Origin of the sequence: Nocardia sp. CDC159, assembly GCF_023740735.1 — a bacterium.
Classification (GTDB): domain Bacteria; phylum Actinomycetota; class Actinomycetes; order Mycobacteriales; family Mycobacteriaceae; genus Nocardia; species Nocardia pulmonis.
This window is the reverse complement of the sequence record NZ_JAMRXH010000014.1, coordinates 64769-84838: the sequence shown is the minus strand read 5'-3', so window position 1 is coordinate 84838 and position 20070 is coordinate 64769. Positions and strand designations below refer to the sequence as shown.

Sequence of the window (20070 nt, the reverse complement as noted above, 5' to 3'; positions counted from 1 at the left end):
TGAAGCCGTTACTGCACCGAGACCCCTTCGCCTGCGAATGCTAGCACCGCTGGTTTTCTACGGCGTGCAACGACGACTCGCGTGTGAGTCGGAATGAACGGGCCTTGGGAGTGCGAGTCGCCCACCAATAGCTGGTTCCGGTTCCGGGCCAGCACTGCCGATTGTTACCGGTGTGATCGAGGAACCAGCTGGCGCAGCCGCCCGAATTCCATACCGAACGGGAGAGTTTGGCGTGCAAGCGCTCGTTGAAGCCCCGCTGCACCTCGGGGCGCACCTCGATGCGGGTCGCGCCGCCCCGTCGCAGCAGATGCAGGCATTTGACGATGTAGCGGATCTGCGCCTCGATCACGAACAGGATCGACTGCGCGCCGCCACCGGAGTTCGGCCCCATCACCAGGAACAGGTTGGGGAAGCCGGACACGCTCATGCCCAGATACGCCTGCACGCCGTCGCGCCAGGCCTGCTGAATGGTGATCCCGTCGCGGCCGACGATATGTTCTCGGGCGCAGCGGTTGTCGGTGTCGAAGCCGGTGGCCAGCACGATCAGGTCGGCCTCGTGCAGGACGCCGTCGGCGGTGCGGACGCCGCCCGACTCGAAGGCCGCGATCGCGGCGGTGACCAGATCGACGTCGGGCCGGGCGAGGGTCGGGTAGTAGTCGCTGGTCAGCAGGATCCGCTTACAGCCGATGGTGTAGTCGGGAATCAGCTTGGCCCGCAGGGCCGGATCGGGCACCTGCTTGCGCAGCGTCCGCAGCGCCGCCCAGCGCAACACCGGCAGCAGCCGTGGATGCAGGAATCCGGCCACCGGGATCTCGTGCGTCCAGAAGGCGATATTGCGATACAGCGCCCGCAGGCCGGGCACCCGCGTCAGCAGGCGGCGCTCCCGGTCGCCGATCGTCCGGTTGAGCTTGGGCAGCACCCAGTGCGGGGTGCGCTGGAAGACCTCGACGTGTGCGGCCTGCCCGGCGATGGCCGGAACCAGTTGTACCGCACTGGCTCCCGTGCCGATCACCGCCACCCGCTTGTCGGTCACATCGATCGAGGAGTCCCATTCGGCGGTGTGCACGATCGGACCGCTGAACCGGTCGCGCCCGGGAAACTCGGGAATGTTCGGTCGGTGCAGCGCGCCGTGGCACAGTACGACGACGCGTGGGCAGTAGAGCTCGCCGCCGCGGGTGCGCACCCACCAGCGGTCCACGGCGTCGTCGAATTCGTAGGACACCACCTCGGAGTCGAAGCGCAGATGCGGCTCGAGGGCGAAATCCTTCACCACCCGGCGGGCGTAGTCGAGGATTTCCGGCTGTTCGGCGTAGAGCTTGCTCCAGCCGGTGTGCGGGGCGAAGGAATAGGAGTACATCATCGACATGACGTCACAGGCGCAGCCGGGATAGGTGTTGGACCGCCAGGTGCCGCCGACCTCGCTCGCCTTCTCCAGGATGACGAAGTCGTCGATGCCCGCCTGCCGCAGGCCGACACCCATGCCCAGCCCGGCCAGGCCGGCGCCGACGATCAGGACATCGGGATAGCTGAAAGCCGAGTCATCGCAGTCCATATCGCGCAAGACCTTCATCGGTCACCTCGTTTCGGGGTCGTGGTGGGAGTGCGTCGGGCGGTGGATCGGGGATAAGGACGTGCAGCGCCCGCGGCAGCACGTGCAGGCCGTAGCCGGTGTGCGTGCGCGGCATCAGTTCGCCGTCGTGCTCGACCAGCAGCGGCTCGCCGTCGGTGCGTTGCAGGCGAATTCGGCCACCGCGGCCGTAGTGCACGCCGGGCAGCTCGTCGACCGCGCCGGTGAACGCCGCACGGAACAGTTCGGGCAGATCGACCGCGGCCGTGGCCACACAGACGTCGAGGCGGCCGTCGTCGAGCACCGAATGCGGCAGTAACCGGAAATCCCCGCCGCGGTGGCGCATGCCGCCGATGTTCGCGACCACGATGCGGTCCTCGACCAGTACCTGGTCGTCGACGATCACCCGGGCGGGGAACGGATCGTAGGCCGCCGCGGCGGCGACGGTCGCGCGCAACAGCAGATCGCGCCCACTGCCCGGCAGTTCGGCGGCGGCCAGCAGGGTGGCGGGCAGCAGCCCGGCCGCGGCGCCGAGCAGTACGGGCGCGTCGAATTCCTCGAGGCGGGCCAGATCGATGGCCCGCCAGGCGGGTCGGGGCACCAGGGCCGTGCGCACGACCTCCGCCCAGTCGCGTTGTCCCCAGAGTCCGCGGTAGCTGGAATTGCCGGTGCCGCCCGGCGCGATCAACAGGGCGGGCGCCTGTCCGACGAGTTCGTCCAGCGCCGCGAGCGCGGCGGCCACCTGTCCGGCGGTGCCGTCCCCGCCCACGGCGACCACCACATCCGGCCAGTCGGCCAGCACCTGTTCGACCACAACGGCCACGGTCGCCGCCGCCGCGGGCCGCGTCATGCGCACGGTGACCGTGCTGGCCTCCGCGAGCGTGCGCACGATCGCCCGCGGATTCCCGCCCGCCGCCGGATTGACGATCGCGAGGACGGTGAGCGGGCCGCTCACAGCGCGTTGGTCGCCCGCAGCAGGCTCCAGACCGCTGCGGGGGTGAGTCGTCGGTCGACGGCGAGATATTCGGGAAAGACCAGTGCCGGTTGCCATTTCAGCTTGTATTCGAGTTGGCTGCGGGACGGGTAGACGCGGTCGCCGTGGTCGGCGAGCAGCCGGATCGCGCGCGCGGTGATCCGGCTCGCGGTCGGCAGTTCGAGGGCGGGGTCAAGACCGGTGAAGGGGGTGAAGCCGAAGTGCAGCCAGGCGGCGCCCTCTCGGCGGAAGGCGCGCATGGCATTGAAGTTCACCGCCTCCATGACCCCGGGCACCGCCTCGGGAACGCGGCGGCTCAGATCGTGCAGCCAGCCGCGATGGGCGCCGTAGACCGGACTGTAGGAGACGTAGCCGACCGGTCGCCCGCCGATCGTCGCGAGGAACAGTCGCCGTAACCGCTGTGCGGGACCGCCGATCTCACCGACCAGCAAGCGCAGCGGCTTGGCGCGCGGCCCCTTCGCGCGCAGCCAGCGCTGGTCGATCTCGGCCAGCGCCGCTCGGTGCCGCGCCGCATCGACCTGTTCGATCACGAGCCCGGCCCGCTGCGCCCGGGAAATCTTGTTGCGCAGCCGTACGAAGCGCTTGCCCGCCAATTCGGTCTGATCGAGCGCCACCGCATAGGACGCGCCGATCTGGTTGACCGGCATGCCGAGATCGGCGTACAGGGCGGCATCGGCATGGGGCAACTGCACGGCCACCACCCTTTTCCGGGCGTCGGCCGCATGGCCCAGGAATCTGCGCAGCAGCTCCGCCCGCCGTTCCGGCGCGGCGAAGGGGCCGCCGAATTGGATCAGGTATCGCCCCCAGGTCCGATAGCAGATGAAGCCGCTGTGGTCACCGGCGGTGAACACCGCGTTGTCGTGATTGAGGGCCAAGAAGGCGCTCGGGTTGTCGGCATACCTCTGGAGAACATCAATGCGGGCATCCGTCCAGCGCGGCGTGACATCCGATGAAACCACCTTCGAGCGGCCCTTTCGGCGAGGTGTGCGACAGTGGCAGTAGCCTCGCAGGCGCGCCTGACGGGCGGCTGATCCGGGCGAATTGGCATGTCAGCAATAGGTCAGCAACATTTCAGTGCCGCCCGGCAGGCTCGCGGTCACGATGACGACGGCGCAGCGTACGCAGGTACTCACATATCCCAGCCAGGTGGGCGGCGAGGACATCGACAGCGGCACCTGGGTGCACGTGCTGTCCGCGCGCGCGATCTTGGAGGACTCGTTCACGAGCCTGCGGCTCAAACGCGACCTCGATCGCGGCGCGGTGCCGCTGTCGGCGGCGCCGCCGGGCGTGGTGGTCGGCCGCGTCGCGGTCGCCGACGATCGAATCGCCGCGCGGGCGCTGGCGATGGCCGCCGAGGCCGCCGCGCGCTGGCGGGCGGCCCCGGTCGCCGATCGGGTGGAATTCCTGGCCCGATCCCGGGAACTGTTGCTGGACAGGGCAGACGAGATCGTCCGGATGCTCACCCTGGAGGGACATCCGCTCGAGCTGGCGCGCTGGGAGTTCGACGGGTTCCTGCAGGCCACCGAGCGCGCCACCCGCGAATTCCTGCGCGGGCAGCTGTGCGCCGAGTACCGCACCGGCGACGGTCGCCTGCGCCTGATCCGCCGCTGCGCCGACGGGGTGGTGTGTGTGCATCCGCCCGCGAACGCGCCGATGTCGAGCGCGCTGCTGGCCGCCACCGCGGTGGTCGCGGGCAATGCGATCGTGGTGCGCGCCCCGCGCGCGGCACCGCTCGGGGTGACCTACGCGCTGCGCGAGATCGTGGCCCCGGCGTTGGCCGCGGTCGGCGCCCCGCCCGGCACGGTGAATTCGCTGTGCGCGGATCCGGAGCGGCTGCTGCGGCAGTGGCTGCAGAGCCCGAAGGTCGACGACATCATGTACTTCGGCGGCGTCGCCTCCGGCCTGGAGCTGGAAAAACGTTGCGTCGCCGCGGGGAAGAAGCCGATCCTCGAGCTGGCGGGCAACGATGTGGTGCTGGTCTGGCGCGACGCCGATCTCGACGCGGCGGCCCGCGCGGTGACCGAGAGCTTCTTCGGTTCCGGACAGCTGTGCATGATCCCGAATCAGGTGCTCGTCCATCCCGCGGTAGCCGACGAACTGCTCGCCCGGGTGGTCGCGCTGGCCGAGGCGATGCGGCCGGGATATCCGGATGCCGAGGGCGTGGTGCTGGCCCCGGTGCTGCGGCACGACCGGTTCCATGCCGTCCTCGCCGACGCCGTCGACCGCGGCGCGACCGTCGTCACGGGCGGGACCAGCATGCATTTGGACGGCTCGGCCGATGCCGCCGGATTCTTTCTGCGCCCCACCGTCCTTCGGGTCGACGGGCTGAGCGCGGCCCGCGAATTGCTCGCCGTGCGAGAGGAGACCTTCTTCCCCCTGATTCCGGTGATCGTGCCCGAACCCGGCGACGACGAGCACCTGCTGACGGCCTGCCTGGAATTCGTCGACACCAACCGCTACGGACTACGGAACTCGCTGTGGGCCACCGACTCCCGGGTCATCGACCGCTATGTGGCGAATGTGCGCAACGGCGGCCTGCTCAAGGTCAACGAATCCCATATCGCCTTCACCGCGCCGCTGCCCTCGCACGGCGGCACCGGGGTCACCGGCGGCGTCTTCGGCGAGGCCAACTATCCCGCGCTGCGCGCCTCGCATCTGCAGGGCGTCGCGATCTCCACGGGCGGTCAGCCCTACGGGTATCGGTAGGGCCGCGGTGCGAAGCCTCGACGAAGCCAGGGCGGTCTGCGAAAGGCGGCTGCCCGGACTGTATTCGGCGCTGGCCGACGTGCCGCTGCCCGAACTCGAACAGCCCGGCAATCCCGGATTGGAGCTGTTCCGCAAGTTCGGCGGTCCGGGGCTGGTGATACCCGCGGCCTACGGCGGGTGCGGCGTCGATCCGCTGGAGGCGGTGGCGGTGGTGCGCGCGCTGGCATCGGTCGCGCCGTCGCTGTCGGTCGCCACCGCCATGCACCACTTCTCGGTCGCCACCCTGTTCACCCTCGCCGACAGCCTGCGCGCCGCGGGTACCGAATGGGCCGTCCTGCAGGGCATCGCGGACCAGAATCTGCTCGTCGCTTCGGGTTTCGCCGAGGGGCGGCCCGGACAGGGCATCCTGTCGCCGACCGTGACCGCCGCTCCCGTGGCGGGCGGCTACCGCATCAGCGGCTCGAAACGCCCCTGCAGCATGGCGTCCTCGATGGATCTGCTGTCGGCCAGTGCGGCGGTGCCGGGCCGCGCCGAACCATTGATGCTGTTGATTCCGGCCGCCGCCGAGGGTATTTCGGTGCATCCGTTCTGGTCCACCCCGATCCTGGCCGGGGCCGAGAGCGAGGAGGTGCGGCTGGCGGAGGTCTTCGTCGACGAGCGGCTGGCTGTCACCGCCGGGGTGGACGCCCACGGTGTGCTCGACGAATTGCAGACCGTCGGCTTCCTGTGGTTCGAACTGCTGATCTGCGCCTGCTATCTCGGCATGGCCAGCGCACTGGTGGAGCGCGCCTTCCGGGCGGGGCGGGCGAGCCGGGAGACGCTGTCGGACTTGGGAATCCGGCTCGAGAGCGCGGCCCTGCTGCTGGAGCCGGTGGCACGGCTGCTGATCGAGGGCCGTTGCGACAACGCCGCCCTGGCCAAGACCGTGCTCGCCCGCTTCGCCGTGCAGGACGCCATCGGCGAGGCGGCCGCCCGGGCCATGGCGGCCCTCGGCGGCATGGCCTTCGTCACCACGCCGGAGGTCGCCTACCTGGCGACCGCGAGTCGCTGTCTGGCCTTCCACCCGCCCACGCGGGCGGCCTGTGGCGACGCGCTTGCCGAAAGCCTGTCCGGCGCACCATTTCTCATCGACTGAAGGGGATCCATGACGCTAGAGCAGAGCGATACCAGCGCCGAATGGGTGGCGCGGGCGTATCGCGACAACCTCAGCTCCGGCCGGGCGCGCATCGCCGAGTTGCTGGGCGGACAGGTGGAGGTCGAATCGCGGGGCGCGTGGGTCACCACGGCCGACGGCGAGGAATATCTGAACGCGGGCGGATACGGCGTCTTCATCACCGGCGCGCGGCATCCGGCCGTGGTGGCCGAGGTGCAACACCAGCTGCATAGGCACCCGATCGGCACGCGAATGTTCCTGGAGCCCACCGCGGCTCGCGCCGCCCGGATGTTGGCCGGGGTCGCCCCCGCGGGGCTGGAACGCGTGCACTTCTGCGGTTCGGGGGCGGAGGCGACCGAGACCGCCATCAAGATCGCCCGCCTGTCCGGGCACCGGCATCTGATCTCCATGCACGGCGGATATCACGGCAAGACGCTGGGTGCGCTGTCGGTGACGGCGAAAAGCCTGTTCCAGGACCCGTTTCGACCGCTGCTGCCGGATGTGACCCATATTCCCTACAACGACGTCCCCGCCCTGCACGCCGCGCTGGAGCGGTACGCGGGCACCGCGTGCGTGATCGTCGAACCGGTGCAGGGGGAGGCGGGCGTCGTCGCGCCCACGCCCGGCTATCTGCACAGTGTGCGGGTGTTGTGCTCGGAGTTCGGGGCGCTGCTGGTGGTCGACGAGATTCAGACCGGACTGGGCCGGTTGGGGGCCTGGTGGGGATCGAACCTCGAGGGCGTGCAGCCGGACATCCTGCTGTCCGGCAAGGCACTCGGCGGCGGAGTGCTGCCCGTCGCGGCGGCCATCGCGACCGAGAAGGCCTACGCGGTGCTCGATCGCGACCCGTTCCTGCACACCTCGACCTTCTCCGCCGCGCCGCTGGCCATGGCCGCGGTGTGCGGTGCCCTCACCGCCATCGAGGACGACGGCCTGGTGGAGCGGTCCGCCCAGCTGGGAGCCGAATTGCTCTGCGCGATCGACGATATCGCCCACGATGCGCTGGGTGTGCAGATCCGCGAGGTGCGCGGGCGGGGGCTGCTGATCGGCATCGAATTCGTGGATCCGGCGCTGGCGGGCGAGCTACTCATCGAACTGGTCCGCCACCACGTCATCCCCAGCCATTCGCTCAATTGCGAACGGGTGCTGCGGCTCACGCCTCCGGCGGTGCTGGATCGGGCCGAGGTGGGCTTTCTGCTGGAGCGCTTCACCCAGGCGGTGACGGCGCTGGCCGAACGTTACCCACACAGCGAGAGGTGAGCGAATGCGTGCAGTCCAGCTGACGGTCGGATCCGCCACCTGCGTGGCGGCCGACGCCTATGCGCGAATCGCCGAATTCGAGCGCTATCCGGAGCTGGTGGCCGAGGTGCGCTCGGTGGTGGTTCACGAAACCCGCGACGGCGCACCGCTGTCCAGCGACTGGGAGGTGTGCTTCCGCAACGGGCCGCTGCGCTGGTCGGAGGTGGACTACTTCCAGCCCGAGCAGCGCCGCATCGTCTTCGAGCAGACGACCGGCGACTTCGACGTCTTCCGCGGTACCTGGCGGGTGGACAGTGTAGGGACGGGTTGTGCCGTGCACTTCGAGGCCGCCTTCGATTTCGGCATTCCGAGCCTGGCGGGCATCCTCGAGCCGGTCGCGGAGAAGGTGCTCAAGGAGGGCATCGCGCTGGCGCTGTTCCAACTGCTCGGCGACGCGCGGGTGGTCGACGATCCCGCCGTGGCCGCCGCGGTCACGGCCAAACTGGCGAGCCAGCCGCTATGACGCTCTCGGTGGAGGCGATCGGCCGGGCCGTCGGCAGCACCGCCGAACTGGCGACCTGGGCGCGCACCGTGCGCTACGAGAACATTCCCGCGACCACCCTCGCCCTGGCGCGCAGCCAGCTCATCTCGACTCTGGCGACCGTGCGGGCCTCGCTGTCGCATCCGCTCGGGCGCGCCCTGGTCGCGACGTTCGGCGCCCCGCTGCGCGGCGAACCCAAACAGTCCGCGGCCGCGCTGGCGGGCCTGGCCACCTGCCTGGACTTCGACGATGTGTCCTTCGTCGGACATCTGTCGGCGTCGTGTGCGACCGTGCCGGTGGCCTATGCGCGTCCGCTGGGCATGGACGGGCGCGAACTGCTGACGACCATCGTGGTGGCCAACGAATGCGCGGCCCGGCTCACGGCCGCGACGATTCTCGGGCCGTTCTTCCGGGCGCAGGCCAACACCCACTGCCACCTGGTCGGGGCGGCCACCGCACTGCTGCACGCGCGCCGGGCCCCGGCGATCGAATGGGCCTCGGCGCTAGGGCTGGCGCTGGGGATGGTGCCCACCCCGCTGCACCGCGCCGTGCTCGGCAGCGACCTCAAGCCGCTCACCGCCGCGCTGCCGGTGCGCTCGGCGCTGGACGCCTGCGATGCCGCCGCACACGGCATGCGCTGCACCACCGAACTGCTCGACGGCGGCGACGGCCTGCTGGCGCAGTTGTCCGCGGTGCCGCTGCCGGATCTGCTGGTGGCCGGGCTCGGGCGGCGCTGGCATACGGATACGGTGGGGTTCAAGCGTTTTCCCGGCAGCGCCTACGCGCAGGCGGCCTACGAATGCGCCGAACGGCTCAGCGCGCGGCTGCACGAGCGCGAGCTGTCCTCGATCCGCCGCATCGTCGTGCACGGCTGCCTGCTGACCTATCTGCTCGACCGCAAGGTGCGGCCGTTCCTGGACGGCCGCCGAACCCCGGTCGCCGCGGCCAATTTCGCGCTCGGCTACGGGCTGGCGACCATCCTGCTGACCGGCAGGCTGGGCCCCGAGGATCTGGGCCCGGGTGCGCTGGACGACGAGCGGCGCTGGCGGCTGGCCGACAAGGTGAGCGTGGAACACGACACCGCCCTCACCGAGCAGATGCTGCGGGCCACCGCCCCGCTGGGCGAGGCGCTGCGCTGGGCCGGGCCGCGCGCGGCCACCTGGCCCGAACTGCAGGCGTGGGCGGGTGAGGAGCTGCCGCGCCGGTTGGCCGAACTCGGCCTGCCCGAGGCGACTTTCGAGCAGGCGACCATGTCCATCGGCGCGCGGGTGGTGATCGAGCTGGCCGACGGGCGCCGGTTGACCGAGCAGTGCGACCGGCCGATCGGCATGACCGGCCCGGCGACCCGGCAGCATCATCAGGTGATCGCGGGCGCGAAATTCCTCGGCGTCGGTGGGGGCGCGGAGACGCTGTCGCGGCTGGAGCGCATCGAGACCCTCGATCATGAGCAAACAGTGCGCACGCTCGCTGTCGCACTGTGCCAACCCTGCGCGCGCTGAGGGGTACTGCGACACTCGCGCGAACAGCGGCTGCTTACAGAGCGTTTGGCTAACGATTGGTTAATATTTGCGAATGGCCCACCACGCCGAGCCGCCCGATCCCACACCGGGCAGTAGTGGCGACGATCAGCACCGCCGCAGCGTGCGGCGGCTGCAGCGGCATCTGTGGTGGATGCTGTCACTGGTGGTGACGGTCCTGCTCGCGGGCGGCACCGTGCATTCCTGGTTCAAGGCCGATCGGCCGGATTTTTCCGAGGCCGTCATCGGCACGGTCGCGGTGAACTCCGAACAGGTGGACGCGGCCGTGGCACAGCAGTGGAAACCGGGCGACACCTACTACCGGATTCCGACCGGCGTGCTGATGCTGTCGCTGGAATTCGTGAATCCGTACGCGGTCAAGGCGACCGGCATGATCTGGCAGCGCCTGGATGCCTCGCTGCCGCCGGATATCGTGCACGGCGTGCTGCTGCCCGAGGGTGACAATCCCCGCACCGTGACCCCGGCGTTCAATTTCGACGATCGCGGCACCCGCATCGAGGTGTGGTCGTTCAACGGCATCTTCCGCCAGCAGTTCGACTATCGCAACTATCCACTGGATCGTCAGGACGTGTGGCTGCGCATGCGGTCGGCCGATCTGCACAAGCCGGTGCAGCTCGTACCCGACTTCGAGGCATTCCCGAAGCCGTGGGAACCCGCGAAGCTGGCCGGGCTGGATCCCGGTCTGGTGCTCGGCAATTGGCATGCCGACTACACGGTCTTCAGCTTCGAGCACCGCGAATTCGGTCTGCAACACAATCGCATGGCCTATCAGGCCTCGGATCTGTATTTCAATCTCGGCATCGATCGCAGCCTGGTGGGGCCGCTGATCGGCCGCATCGTGCCGGTGTTGCTGCTGGCGCTGCTGATGTTCCTGTCGCTGTTCGTCATCACGACCGATCCCGATCGGCGCACCATATCCGGCTTCACGGCCTTCGCGATCATCGGTTTCTCGGTGTCCACCGTGCTGGTCGTCGCGGTCAACGACAATGCCGCGCGCACCGAAACCGGTTCGGCCGGAATCTCTTATATCGAATTCTGGTATTTCGCGCTGTACGCGATGACGCTGCTGGTGGCGTTCAATGCCACCATGCTGCTCACCGGTGGTCTGCGCAGATTCGTGGCGTGGCGGGAGAATCTGCTCCCGAAGCTGGTGTTCTGGCCGGTCTTCACCGGGCTGATGTTCATCGCGACGGTGGCGTTCCTCGGGCCCTGAGTCCTACTCGGGGGCCCGAGGAACCGTCGGCTACCGGCCGAGCGCCCGTGCCAGCTGGCGCTTGTTCATCTTCGACCGGCCCGGTATGCCGCGCCTGCGCGCCATATTGTAGAGCTGGTCGCGGGTCAATTCGCTCGCCGACGAACGGTTCGCGGAACGTGACCGGTGTTGTTTTCCAGCCATGTCAAACCTCCTTGTCCGACATATCCGCCGGTTCACACCGAACCGGCGGGCCCAACACTCATCAGTTGCCGACCCGGCCGCTCGGTGAGCGTCCAATCGGCGGGTAGACCCCTCACACGCCCGTCCGAACCCTCGGCCTCGATGGTGATCGTGGCCGGGCCCAGCCGTAGATCGGCGAGGACGAGTCGACCCCAGCGCTCGGGCAACAGCGGAGCGAGCGCGATTTCGCTTCCCGGGACATCGGGTTCGAGTCCCAGGAACGAGCGGACCAGCAGCAGCGGCGTGGCCGACGCCCAGGCCTGCGGGGAGCAGGAGGTGGGATACGGAATGGGCGTGCGGAATTGCTCGCGGGGGAAACCGCAGAACAATTCGGGCAACCGGCCGTCGAAGGCGAGGGCGGCGTCGAGCAGGCCCTCGCCCAGTCGTTCGGCCAGTTCGGTCGCACCGGGCAGATGCCGGTAGCGCAGCAGGCCAGCGATCGCGATGGCCGTATCGTGCGGCCAGATCGAGCCGTTGTGATAGCTCATCGGGTTGTAGGCGCCCATGCCCTTGGCCAGGGTGCGCAATCCGAAGCCGTCGCTCATGGCCGGATCGGCCAGCCACTCGATCAGCTGGGCCGCCCGGTCGTCGGGGACGATGCCGGTCCACAGGCAGTGCGCCACATTGCTGGTGAGCGCGTCCACCCGGCGCTTGTGGCCGTCCAGAGCCAGGGCGTACCAACCGGATTCGGGAATCCAGAAGGCCTCGTCGAACTGCTTGCGCAGATCGGCGGCCTGGCCGCGCAGCCGTTCGGCGGTGGCGATGTCGCCGCGGGACTCGGCGATGGCGGCGCGGGCCAGTCGCGCGGCATATACGTAGCCCTGCACCTCGCACAGCGCGATCGGCGTCTCGGCCAGATGTCCGGTGGCGTCGTTGATGGCGTCGAAGCTGTCCTTCCAACCCTGATTGGCCAGGCCCCGATCGGTCTTGCGCTGATATTCGACGAAGCCGTCGCCGTCGCGGTCGCCGAAGTGGTCGATCCAGCCGAGCGCGCGGTCGGCGGCGGGCAACAGCTCCTCGACGACCGCGGCGTCCGCTCCCCAGCGGCGGCATTCGTCGAGCAGCATGACGAACAGCGGTGTGGCGTCGACGGTCCCGTAATAGACGCTGCCGCCGAGCACCCGCTCTCCGGCCGGGCCGCGGCGCATCTCGTGCATGATCCGGCCCGGTTCCTCCTCGGTGACCGGATCGACCGTGCTGCCCTGCAGTTCGGCCAGCTGGCGCAGGGTGCCCACGGCGAGGTCGCTGTCCAGCAGCAGCGCCATCCACGAGGTGATCAGGCTGTCGCGGCCGAACAGGGTCATGAACCAGGGCGCGCCCGCGGCCACGTACGCCTGCGGTCCGCCCTGGGAATCCTCCACGCGCAACGAGCCTTCGATACGCAGCGCGCCCAGGTCGCTCTCGGTGTGGCGCAGGATGTGGGCGAGTCCGGCGTCGGAGGCGGTCAGATTGGTGGCCGAGGCGCGCCACGCCTTCATTCGCCGCGCCGGATTGTCGTCCTCGGTGATCGCCATGCGCACCGGGTGATGGCCGACGACCGGCTGGGCCAGCAGCGTGGTGCGCCATTCACCGTGCGCCGGGACCACCGCGTGCCAGGTGCACGCACCCGGCACGACCTGGGGCTCACCGGTCGCGGTGAGCAGCAGGCCGCGGCCGTTGTCGCCGTGGTCGGTGAGCCGCAGCTGCTCGCCCACGACGACGGCGTCGGCGCTGCCCAGATGCGTGCGCCCCTCCTTGACCGCGAACAGATCGGCGAAGTCGGCGTCGGCGTGCAGGCTAATGGTGAGCGCGGTGTCCTCGTTGCCGAGGTTGTGCACGGAGACGATCTCGGTCAGCCCCTCACCGATGAGCCGCCGCCGTTCGATCATCACCGTGCTGTCGGCCAGTCCCGCGCGCGGCGGCAGCCGCAGCACGAAGCGCGCCTTGAACGCCTCGCTCGCCAGCACGGTCAGCGGCTCGAGCGCATGCCCGTCGACCCGCAGCTCCCACCGCGACAGCACCCGCGCGTCCCGGTAGTACAGCCCCTGCGGCCCGCCCGGCCGGATGTCCCCGAGCGGATCGGACAGGCAGAACGTGCTCGCCTCGACCAGCGTGATGGGCTGCCCGCCCACCCCGATCGGCGGCCCGGCATTGAATATCCGCGGTGCCGTCACCGCACGCACCGACCCGAAGTCGAATCACCATCGGACAGGGTCCTGCTCATCGCATTCCTCCTCCGCGCCCACCGCAGCGGAAACCGATATGAAGTGATCCCATCGATACTCCAACACCGGCGCGCATCTGTCGAGAAAACAGCGAACTTTCCGCAAATAAGCAGCACCCATCCGGCCTCTGACCGGCTACGAACATGAGGAGAGTCCGGTACTACCGGCCGGAACTGTTCGATCCTGGGCGGCGGTCGAGCGTTGAATCCGGCATTTCGGTCTTTCCACTCGGTAGGGTCCGGGTCGAGATCGGGTTCTTCGTCACTGCTATGGGAAGGATTGCGATGCAAGGCAAGTGCGGGGTGTGGACCGGGGCGCTCGCGGTCGGGGTATTGAGCGCGACCGCGGTGGGCTACAGCGCGATGGAGGCGCCGCATTCGGTGGCGCAGGACAATGGTGACACGACGCTGAACTGCACGATCCCCAAGGGCACCGAGGTCACGTTCGAGCGTGAGGTGCCGGAGCATGAGGAGGGGGAAGAGTACTCGGGTCTGTATGTGCTGACCCTGAAGGACAACGTCGAGTTGAAGGGCGATTCCGGCTGCGGCGTCCTGGAGAAGACCGAATTCAAGGTACCGGACGAGATCGGCGAGCCCGACCTGGACAGTGACGGCCTGTGCAAATTGTCGATTCAGGATTTCGACGATCCGGACGTCAATGGCGAGCCCAAGTTCAAAAACGGCATTGGCGCGGTCCTGCTCGATCTCGGCGGCGAGAAGCCGTCGACTTTCGCGGCCGTGGCCGATACCACGGAGCACGTGCAAAAGAGTCAGCAGGACAAGAAGGCCACCATCAAAGGGGAGTTCCGTGGCTTGGAAGGCACATGTGAGGCCGGAGGACTCGGAAAAGACAACCAGAAAGTGACTCTCAGACTCGACCAAGGCACCGTCAAGTTCGAGCCGAAGAAGACCAAGAAGTAGTCGCGGGGACTTTCGGGCATGCCGCGCACCGATGGCAGCCGGGGCGTCCTGCCCCGGCTGGCCGTTTTCATGGCCCGCCATCGCCGCCGAGTCTTCGCGGGATGGCTCATCGCCGTGGTGGCCGGGCTGATCGGATTGCCGCATCTGCTGGGGTCGCTGCTGGCTCCGCCGATCGAGGTCACCGGGTCCGAATCGCGGCTCGTGAGCCGGATGCTGGCCGACGGGCTGCCGACCCTCGGGGACGAGCCGATGATCGCCGTGCTGCATTCGGACGCTCGTAAGGCGTCGGATCCGTCGTTCCGCAAAGCGATCGATGCGGGCATGGACGCGCTCGCGGACGAGCGGGCGGTCTCCGGTGTGCTGCTGTTACCTGTCGCGGGGGATCCCGGGCGGGAGATTTCGCTGCCCGAGACCTTCGAGCCGTTGCGCCCGCTGTTCCACGACGAGCACACGGCCTACGTGTACGTCGGCACGACCGGTGAGGATCGAGCCCGGCAGGAGCTTGCGCCCGCGCTGCAGGAGGCCGCGGATCGGGCGGCCCGGCGGGCGTCCGGGGGTGAGGTGCGGGCGTATCTGGTGGGGATCTCGGCCTTCGGGGAGTTGGTGCAGGAGGTCGAGATTCGCGATCTGATGCGGATCGAGCTCGTCGCGTTGCCGCTGGCGGTAGCGGTGTTGTGGTGGGGATTGCGCAGGCCGGTCGCGGCGATGGTGCCGGTGGTCGTCGCCGTGGCGTCGGTGATCACCACGCTCGGCCTGTTCGCCGCGTCCACGAGGATTTTCACCATCGACGGGATGCTGCTGGTCGGGGTGAACGCGCTGGGGCTCGGCATTGGAATCGATTACGCGCTGTTCGTGATGAACCGGTTCCGCGAGGAGCTGGTGGGCGGGGCGGAGCCATTGCGGGCGATCGCGACGGCGAGCGCGACCGCCGGGCGGACGGTGCTGTATTCGGCGCTCATCCTGATGTCGGCGTATGTGACGCTGTTCCTGGTTCGATGGCATGTCTTCCTACAGGTGGCGATCGGGTGCATGGCGGTGGTCGTCGTCGTGGCGATCGCCTCGCTCACGCTGCTGCCCGCATTGCTCTGCGCACTCGGCCCGGCGCTCGAGTGGCGGGGGCCGGGCCGCTCGCGGCCGGTGGCGGACGACGAATCGCGGCGGCTCACGCGGTGGGCGGAACATCTGATGCGCCAGCCATGGCCGTACGCCATTGCCGTGACGGCCCTGCTGCTCTGTGCCGCCCTCCCGACCGGCTCGATGCGGACGGGGATCGACCTGGAACGCGGGGCCCTGGCCGGAACCGCCTATCACACCGGCTTCACCATCGGCGAGCGCGACGTGCCCGGGACGACCGGATCGGTGTTCGTCGCCCTCGAACAACCCGAAGGGCAGCCCCTGCCCGACACCCGGGTGCTCGCGGATGCCCTGCGCGCCGACCCGGCCGTCGCGGCGGTCACCTCGATCGACAACGGCGATCGGCTCACGGCACTGCTCGTCCTCTCGAGGCACGCCATCGACACACCCGAGGTGGGAGATCTCGTGTGGCGCATACGAGATCGGATCGTGCCCGCCGCCGCACCGCCCGGTGTAGCGGTCCTCGTCGGTGGGCCGGGGGCGCATGTGGCCGACATTCTCGCCGAAACCGCCGCCAAGCTGTGGTGGGTGATTGGATGTGTGCTCGCGCTGCTGTTCGTGCTGCTGGTCGCCGTGCTGCGCAGCCTGGTGCTGCCGTTGAAGGCGATCCTCATGAGCCTGTTGGCGACCGGTGCGTCCTACGGGTTGACCGTTCTGGTGTTTCAGCGCGACGGACATCCGATCTGGCCGCAAGTGCCGTTGATCGCCTTCGTCATGCTGTTCGGGTTGTCGACGGATTACGAACTGTTCCTGGTGCGTCGGATCCAGGAGGAGTATCTGCGCACGGGGGACAATCGGCGGTCGGTCGTGATCGGGTTGCGCAGCACCGCCCGGCCGATCTCACTGGCCGCGGCGATCCTGGCCGTGGGCTACGGGAGCCTGCTCGTGTCGAGTATCAACGGTCTGCGCGAATTCGGATTCGCTGTCGCGGTCGCGCTGATCATCGATGCCACTCTCATCCGGCTCGTGCTGGTTCCCGCGCTCATGCAGATCATGGGACGGTGGAACTGGTGGCTTCCCGGCGGTAGGCCAGGCAGGCCGCCGAATGGTCGTACGCGCCCAGGAACAGAATCGTGTGAGCCGCCTCCAGGCAGCCCCGGCGCTCGGCGTGCACGTAGGCATGTACCGGTGCCGCCGAATACGGACGATCCGGTGCGGGTGCCCCGATGACGGCCGACCGGGTCAACTCGAGCGTATCAGCCAGGCGCACAACGAAATCGGGGGTATGGGTGGGGGAGAGCAGGACGGCTCGCCCGCGCCGGAAATCCTCGGGTGAGAGGCCCTGTTCGGTCATGCAGCGCTCGACGGCGGTGACGGCCTCGTCGAGGGCGTCTCCGGTGGGTCGCATTCGCCCGTGGGCACGGCCGTCCGATCCGACCGCGTCGAGTGGCAGCCAGCTCGACGGCCGCACCGGTCCGGTGGGGTCGACGGTGTGCAGACTGCCGAAACCCGCTGTGCTGGAGGAATTTCCGAGCAGCATGGCCGCGCCGCCGAAGGTCGGCGGGTAGCCGTCGACGACGCGGGCCAGCGGCGGCCGCACATCCCCCGCCACCAGTAGGACGTAGCGCACATCTCCGGTCACCAGAAAGCATTCGGCGACGGTCATGGCATGCAGCAGGCCGATGGCGCCGTGCTGCAGGTCGAAGGAGAAGACCGGGATCTGCCCGGGCGCATATGCCAGCCCGAGTCCGAGGCGCTGCTGGATCAGCGCGGCCGCCGCGGGTTCGCTGGCGTTGTCGTCGCGGAAGACTCCCGAGCTCACCAGCATGCCTACCGCGGACACATCGATTCCGGCGCGCCGCAAGCACTCTCGGGCGGCACGGGCGGCGACCTCGAGGTAGCTCGCGGTATCCGAATCGGTGTTCACCGCGGCCGCCAGGATCGACGTGGGCACGATCAAACCTCCAGACGGGAGATGGTGGCGGCGCAGAACCCACCGACGACGCCGGACGCCTGCGGAAGCATCAGGATCTTCGAGCCCTTCGGGATCCGCTGTTGCCGCAGATGTTCGTGCAGCACGAGGAAATGTGACGTCGATGCCGTATTGCCGTACTCGTGCAGGATATTGAGTACCTTCGGTCGAGTTCCGAAGGCCTTGCGGGCCAGGCGGTGGATGTAGGCGATCGCCGGAGCGCTGAACTGGTGGTAGATGCAGAAGTCGAAACCCTCGCCGCGCGCGGTGCGCCCGGACGTCTGCGCGAAGGCCACCAATCGGTCGATCACCTGCTGATAGACCGCGTCGTTCTGCATCGCGCGGGTGTCGGTGTAGAGCGCGATGCCATTGGTCCGGTCGCTGGGCATGCCGATGCAGATATCCGCCCCGGCCGCCATGGTCATCAGTTCGATGTAGTGAATCTCGTCGTCATCGTCGCCGCGGTCGTCGATTATCACGGCCATTCCGGCATCCCCGACGGTCAGCGCCGCCAGCTGGGAATCGTGGCGGGACTTTATTTCTCGCACCGCGGTCTCGGTGATGATCGTGAGCTGCTCGCCGCTGACCACCATGCCGTTGCGGACGATGCCCGCCTTGATCATGCGGTCCAGGACCAGCACACCGGTCATCATGCCCGCGGAGGCATTGCAGACATCGAAATGCCGGGCCTTGTTGGCGCCGATCGCATTTCCCAGCATCAGCGCGAAGGCCGGTGCCGCGGAGTGGATTCCGGGGCCGGTCGTTCGCGTGATGGAGGCCGAGATGATGATGTCCAATTCGTCGGCGGCGTAGTCCGAATGCCGCAGACAGTCCTCCATGGCGCGCCGCGCCAGCACGAACGACGATTCGTAATGGTCCGGACGGGAATCGTAGACGCGCCGATTCCGCACGCCGGACAGGCGTTCCAGCGGAGGGAATCCGCGGATGCGCAGCCGCGAGATCAGTTCCTTCGTGGAGACCACGGTCTCGGGGGTGTAGCGGCCGATCGATTCGAATCGGGTACGACGCACAGCCCTGCCTTCGACAACTCGGTGGTGGGTGATTCGACGAGCAGAACATCACGGCAGGCCGTCGAGCGAGCCCGCGTCGATCAGGAACGCTGCGGTAGCGTAACCGGATCCTCGTAGCTACTGGGAGGATCGACCTGGGAGTGCGGTACCGGTGGGCGCGTCGGGAGGTAGTCCGCGGGCACGCCGCCCCGCTCGATGATCTCGGCGTAGGCCCCGACGGCGTCGGTGGCCCTGCGAGTCAGGGTGCGGTCGGTGGTGACGTCGACCCGGTACAGGCCGAAACGCGGTGCGTAGGAACCCCATTCGTAGTTGTCGGTGAGGCTCCAGTAGTTGTAGCCGATGACGTCGAAGCCCGCCATGCGGGCACGCTGCAGCCAGTAGACGACGTCGCGCAGATAGTCGGCACGGCCGTAGTCGTCGGGGCGGGGGCGGCCGTTCTCGGTGGCCATGCCGTTCTCGGCGATGTAGATCTTCTTGCCGGGGAACTTGCGCGCGTAGCGCCGGATGGCGTAGTAGATGCCCTCCGCCTGCAGCGGCAGGTCCCACAGGCCGGTGGGGGCGGCCGCCACCTGGGAGCGCGGGCGGGGCCGGGTGGTGGCATCGGTCTCGGCGCCGAAATAGTAGTCGAGGGAGACGAAGTCGAGCCGATCCGCGATGAGTCCGAACATGCGGTCGTTGACGCTGGCGTCGGATTTGGCGACGAAGCCGACATTGCTGGTGACCAGGGCGTCGGCCCGCTTGGCGTGGATGTGGTCGTAGATCCGGTTGTGCGCCTCGGCGAATCGGTCCTCCATCTCGTGGAAGCGCCGATCCCACTCCGGGCCGTCGAGGGGTGGGGTGTGATGGTTCAACTCCTGCACGACATAGGCGATCGGCTCGTTGATGGTCACCCACAGTGGATTTCGCGAATCGTAGCGGTCGACCACCCGCCGCATGTTCGCCAGCCAGTTCTCGACCATGCCCGGATCGGCCCAGCCGCCGCGCTCGGCCTGCCAGCCCGGATACACCCAGTGGTCCAGGGTTATCATCGGGCGCATGCCGGAGGAGACGACGAGATCGATCACCCGGTCGTAGAAGGCGAATCCGTGCTCGTCCCACTGCTCCGGGTGCGGCTGCACCCGGGCCCACTCGAGGCCGAGCCGAAAGACCTTGATGCCCAAGGCCACTGCCGCGGCGATATCCATCGGGTAGCGGTTGTAGAAATCGATCGAGTTCCCGATCGGCTCGTGCCCGAATTCGGTGATGTACCGGGTCCAATTGCTGTCGGGGGTGTTCCCCTCGCTCTGGAATCCGGAAGTTGCTACGCCCCAGAGGAAATCACTGCCCAGCGGATCGACCCGGCTCGGCGGTTCGGAGGCCTGTGCGGGTATGGCGGCGCTCACACCTACGACCATAGCGCTGCGCAGCGCCCCGGCCAACCAAATGCCGGATGGAACGAACAATGCCGGTTTCATGGGACATGCGCGATTCGGTTTCCATCCCATCCGGAACGAACCCCGCTCCGAATGCATGGGTGGCGCTCGGCTCCGGCCGAGGCTGCCTGATGAAATGTCCGTTCTACTACGAGGAGAAGTTGGCCATGGGTCTTCTTACAGCTGTTGTCGCCCTTCTCGGTGGCGTGGTCGAGTCTTTGGTGGACGGTGTGGGAGGCCTGGCCGCCGCGCTGTTCTGACCGGACTCCGGTTCGGGGGCGGTT

The 20070-nt window shown here is 68.4% G+C and carries 15 protein-coding genes; 9 read left to right on the top strand and 6 right to left on the bottom strand.

Translation table 11 applies throughout. The annotated features are described in order from the left end of the window. Window positions 1-40: 40 nt before the first annotated feature. From NDR87_RS26915 to NDR87_RS26905, 3 genes are read right to left on the bottom strand one after another with little or no spacing between them, the layout of a single operon-like run. Window positions 41-1570 (bottom strand): NAD(P)/FAD-dependent oxidoreductase, encoded by a 1530-nt coding sequence (locus NDR87_RS26915; RefSeq protein ID WP_251915907.1) that lies wholly within the window; start codon window positions 1568-1570, stop codon window positions 41-43. Further along, window positions 1539-2522: a diacylglycerol kinase family protein gene (locus NDR87_RS26910; protein ID WP_251915904.1), complete on the bottom strand. Its 984-nt coding sequence runs from the start codon at window positions 2520-2522 to the stop codon at window positions 1539-1541. Before NDR87_RS26910 ends, NDR87_RS26915 begins: the two co-directional genes overlap by 32 nt. Continuing rightward, complete coding sequence (locus NDR87_RS26905) at window positions 2519-3520, bottom strand: DUF2156 domain-containing protein (protein ID WP_251915902.1); 1002 nt, start codon at window positions 3518-3520, stop codon at window positions 2519-2521. The genes NDR87_RS26910 and NDR87_RS26905 overlap by 4 nt, the downstream gene beginning before the upstream one ends. A gap of 142 nt (window positions 3521-3662) precedes the next feature. Here NDR87_RS26905 and NDR87_RS26900 point away from each other — a divergent pair, with 142 nt between their 5' ends. The 6 genes from NDR87_RS26900 (at window position 3663) to NDR87_RS26875 (ending at window position 10951) form a co-directional block, all read left to right on the top strand. Next, window positions 3663-5267, top strand: a complete 1605-nt coding sequence (locus tag NDR87_RS26900; RefSeq protein WP_251915900.1) for an aldehyde dehydrogenase — start codon at window positions 3663-3665, stop codon at window positions 5265-5267. 7 nt (window positions 5268-5274) lie between these two features. Beyond that, window positions 5275-6402 (top strand): acyl-CoA dehydrogenase family protein, encoded by a 1128-nt coding sequence (locus NDR87_RS26895; RefSeq protein ID WP_251915898.1) that lies wholly within the window; start codon window positions 5275-5277, stop codon window positions 6400-6402. A 9-nt stretch (window positions 6403-6411) separates the two neighbouring features. Next, window positions 6412-7680: an aspartate aminotransferase family protein gene (locus NDR87_RS26890; RefSeq protein ID WP_251915896.1), complete on the top strand. Its 1269-nt coding sequence runs from the start codon at window positions 6412-6414 to the stop codon at window positions 7678-7680. A 4-nt stretch (window positions 7681-7684) separates the two neighbouring features. Beyond that, window positions 7685-8182, top strand: a complete 498-nt coding sequence (locus NDR87_RS26885; protein ID WP_251915894.1) for a type II toxin-antitoxin system RatA family toxin — start codon at window positions 7685-7687, stop codon at window positions 8180-8182. Continuing rightward, window positions 8179-9699 (top strand): MmgE/PrpD family protein, encoded by a 1521-nt coding sequence (locus NDR87_RS26880; protein WP_251915892.1) that lies wholly within the window; start codon window positions 8179-8181, stop codon window positions 9697-9699. Before NDR87_RS26885 ends, NDR87_RS26880 begins: the two co-directional genes overlap by 4 nt. Before the next feature lie 73 nt (window positions 9700-9772). Continuing rightward, window positions 9773-10951, top strand: a complete 1179-nt coding sequence (locus tag NDR87_RS26875; protein ID WP_251915890.1) for a hypothetical protein — start codon at window positions 9773-9775, stop codon at window positions 10949-10951. Between the two features lie 215 nt (window positions 10952-11166). Here NDR87_RS26875 and NDR87_RS26870 read toward each other — a convergent pair whose 3' ends face one another. Next, complete coding sequence (locus NDR87_RS26870; protein ID WP_251915887.1) at window positions 11167-13326, bottom strand: glycogen debranching N-terminal domain-containing protein; 2160 nt, start codon at window positions 13324-13326, stop codon at window positions 11167-11169. A 335-nt stretch (window positions 13327-13661) separates the two neighbouring features. Here NDR87_RS26870 and NDR87_RS26865 point away from each other — a divergent pair, with 335 nt between their 5' ends. Next, on the top strand, window positions 13662-14297 hold the full coding sequence (locus NDR87_RS26865) for a hypothetical protein (protein ID WP_251915885.1): 636 nt from the start codon (window positions 13662-13664) through the stop codon (window positions 14295-14297). 18 nt (window positions 14298-14315) lie between these two features. Next, window positions 14316-16601 carry an MMPL family transporter gene (locus NDR87_RS26860; protein ID WP_251915883.1) on the top strand — a complete coding sequence of 762 codons (2286 nt, stop codon included), beginning with the start codon at window positions 14316-14318 and terminating at the stop codon, window positions 16599-16601. Between the two features lie 726 nt (window positions 16602-17327). Here the strand turns inward: NDR87_RS26860 and NDR87_RS26855 are convergent. Then, complete coding sequence (locus NDR87_RS26855) at window positions 17328-18374, bottom strand: 3-oxoacyl-[acyl-carrier-protein] synthase III C-terminal domain-containing protein (RefSeq protein WP_251915881.1); 1047 nt, start codon at window positions 18372-18374, stop codon at window positions 17328-17330. Between the two features lie 80 nt (window positions 18375-18454). Next, on the bottom strand, window positions 18455-19756 hold the full coding sequence (locus tag NDR87_RS26850) for a family 1 glycosylhydrolase (RefSeq protein WP_251915879.1): 1302 nt from the start codon (window positions 19754-19756) through the stop codon (window positions 18455-18457). A 59-nt stretch (window positions 19757-19815) separates the two neighbouring features. Between NDR87_RS26850 and NDR87_RS26845 the strand changes: the two genes are divergently transcribed. After that, the gene (locus tag NDR87_RS26845) at window positions 19816-20046 is read left to right on the top strand and encodes a hypothetical protein (protein ID WP_251915877.1); all 231 of its coding nucleotides are present in this window, start codon (window positions 19816-19818) and stop codon (window positions 20044-20046) included. Window positions 20047-20070 lie beyond the last annotated feature (24 nt).

Coding starts and splice junctions, on each gene's coding strand:
- NDR87_RS26915 (WP_251915907.1), bottom strand. CDS start 1,570: ATGAAGGTCTTGCGCGATATGGACTGCGATGACTCGGCTTTCAGCTAT.
- NDR87_RS26900 (WP_251915900.1), top strand. CDS start 3,663: ATGACGACGGCGCAGCGTACGCAGGTACTCACATATCCCAGCCAGGTG.
- NDR87_RS26890 (WP_251915896.1), top strand. CDS start 6,412: ATGACGCTAGAGCAGAGCGATACCAGCGCCGAATGGGTGGCGCGGGCG.
- NDR87_RS26885 (WP_251915894.1), top strand. CDS start 7,685: ATGCGTGCAGTCCAGCTGACGGTCGGATCCGCCACCTGCGTGGCGGCC.
- NDR87_RS26880 (WP_251915892.1), top strand. CDS start 8,179: ATGACGCTCTCGGTGGAGGCGATCGGCCGGGCCGTCGGCAGCACCGCC.
- NDR87_RS26875 (WP_251915890.1), top strand. CDS start 9,773: ATGGCCCACCACGCCGAGCCGCCCGATCCCACACCGGGCAGTAGTGGC.
- NDR87_RS26865 (WP_251915885.1), top strand. CDS start 13,662: ATGCAAGGCAAGTGCGGGGTGTGGACCGGGGCGCTCGCGGTCGGGGTA.
- NDR87_RS26860 (WP_251915883.1), top strand. CDS start 14,316: ATGCCGCGCACCGATGGCAGCCGGGGCGTCCTGCCCCGGCTGGCCGTT.
- NDR87_RS26845 (WP_251915877.1), top strand. CDS start 19,816: ATGCCGGTTTCATGGGACATGCGCGATTCGGTTTCCATCCCATCCGGA.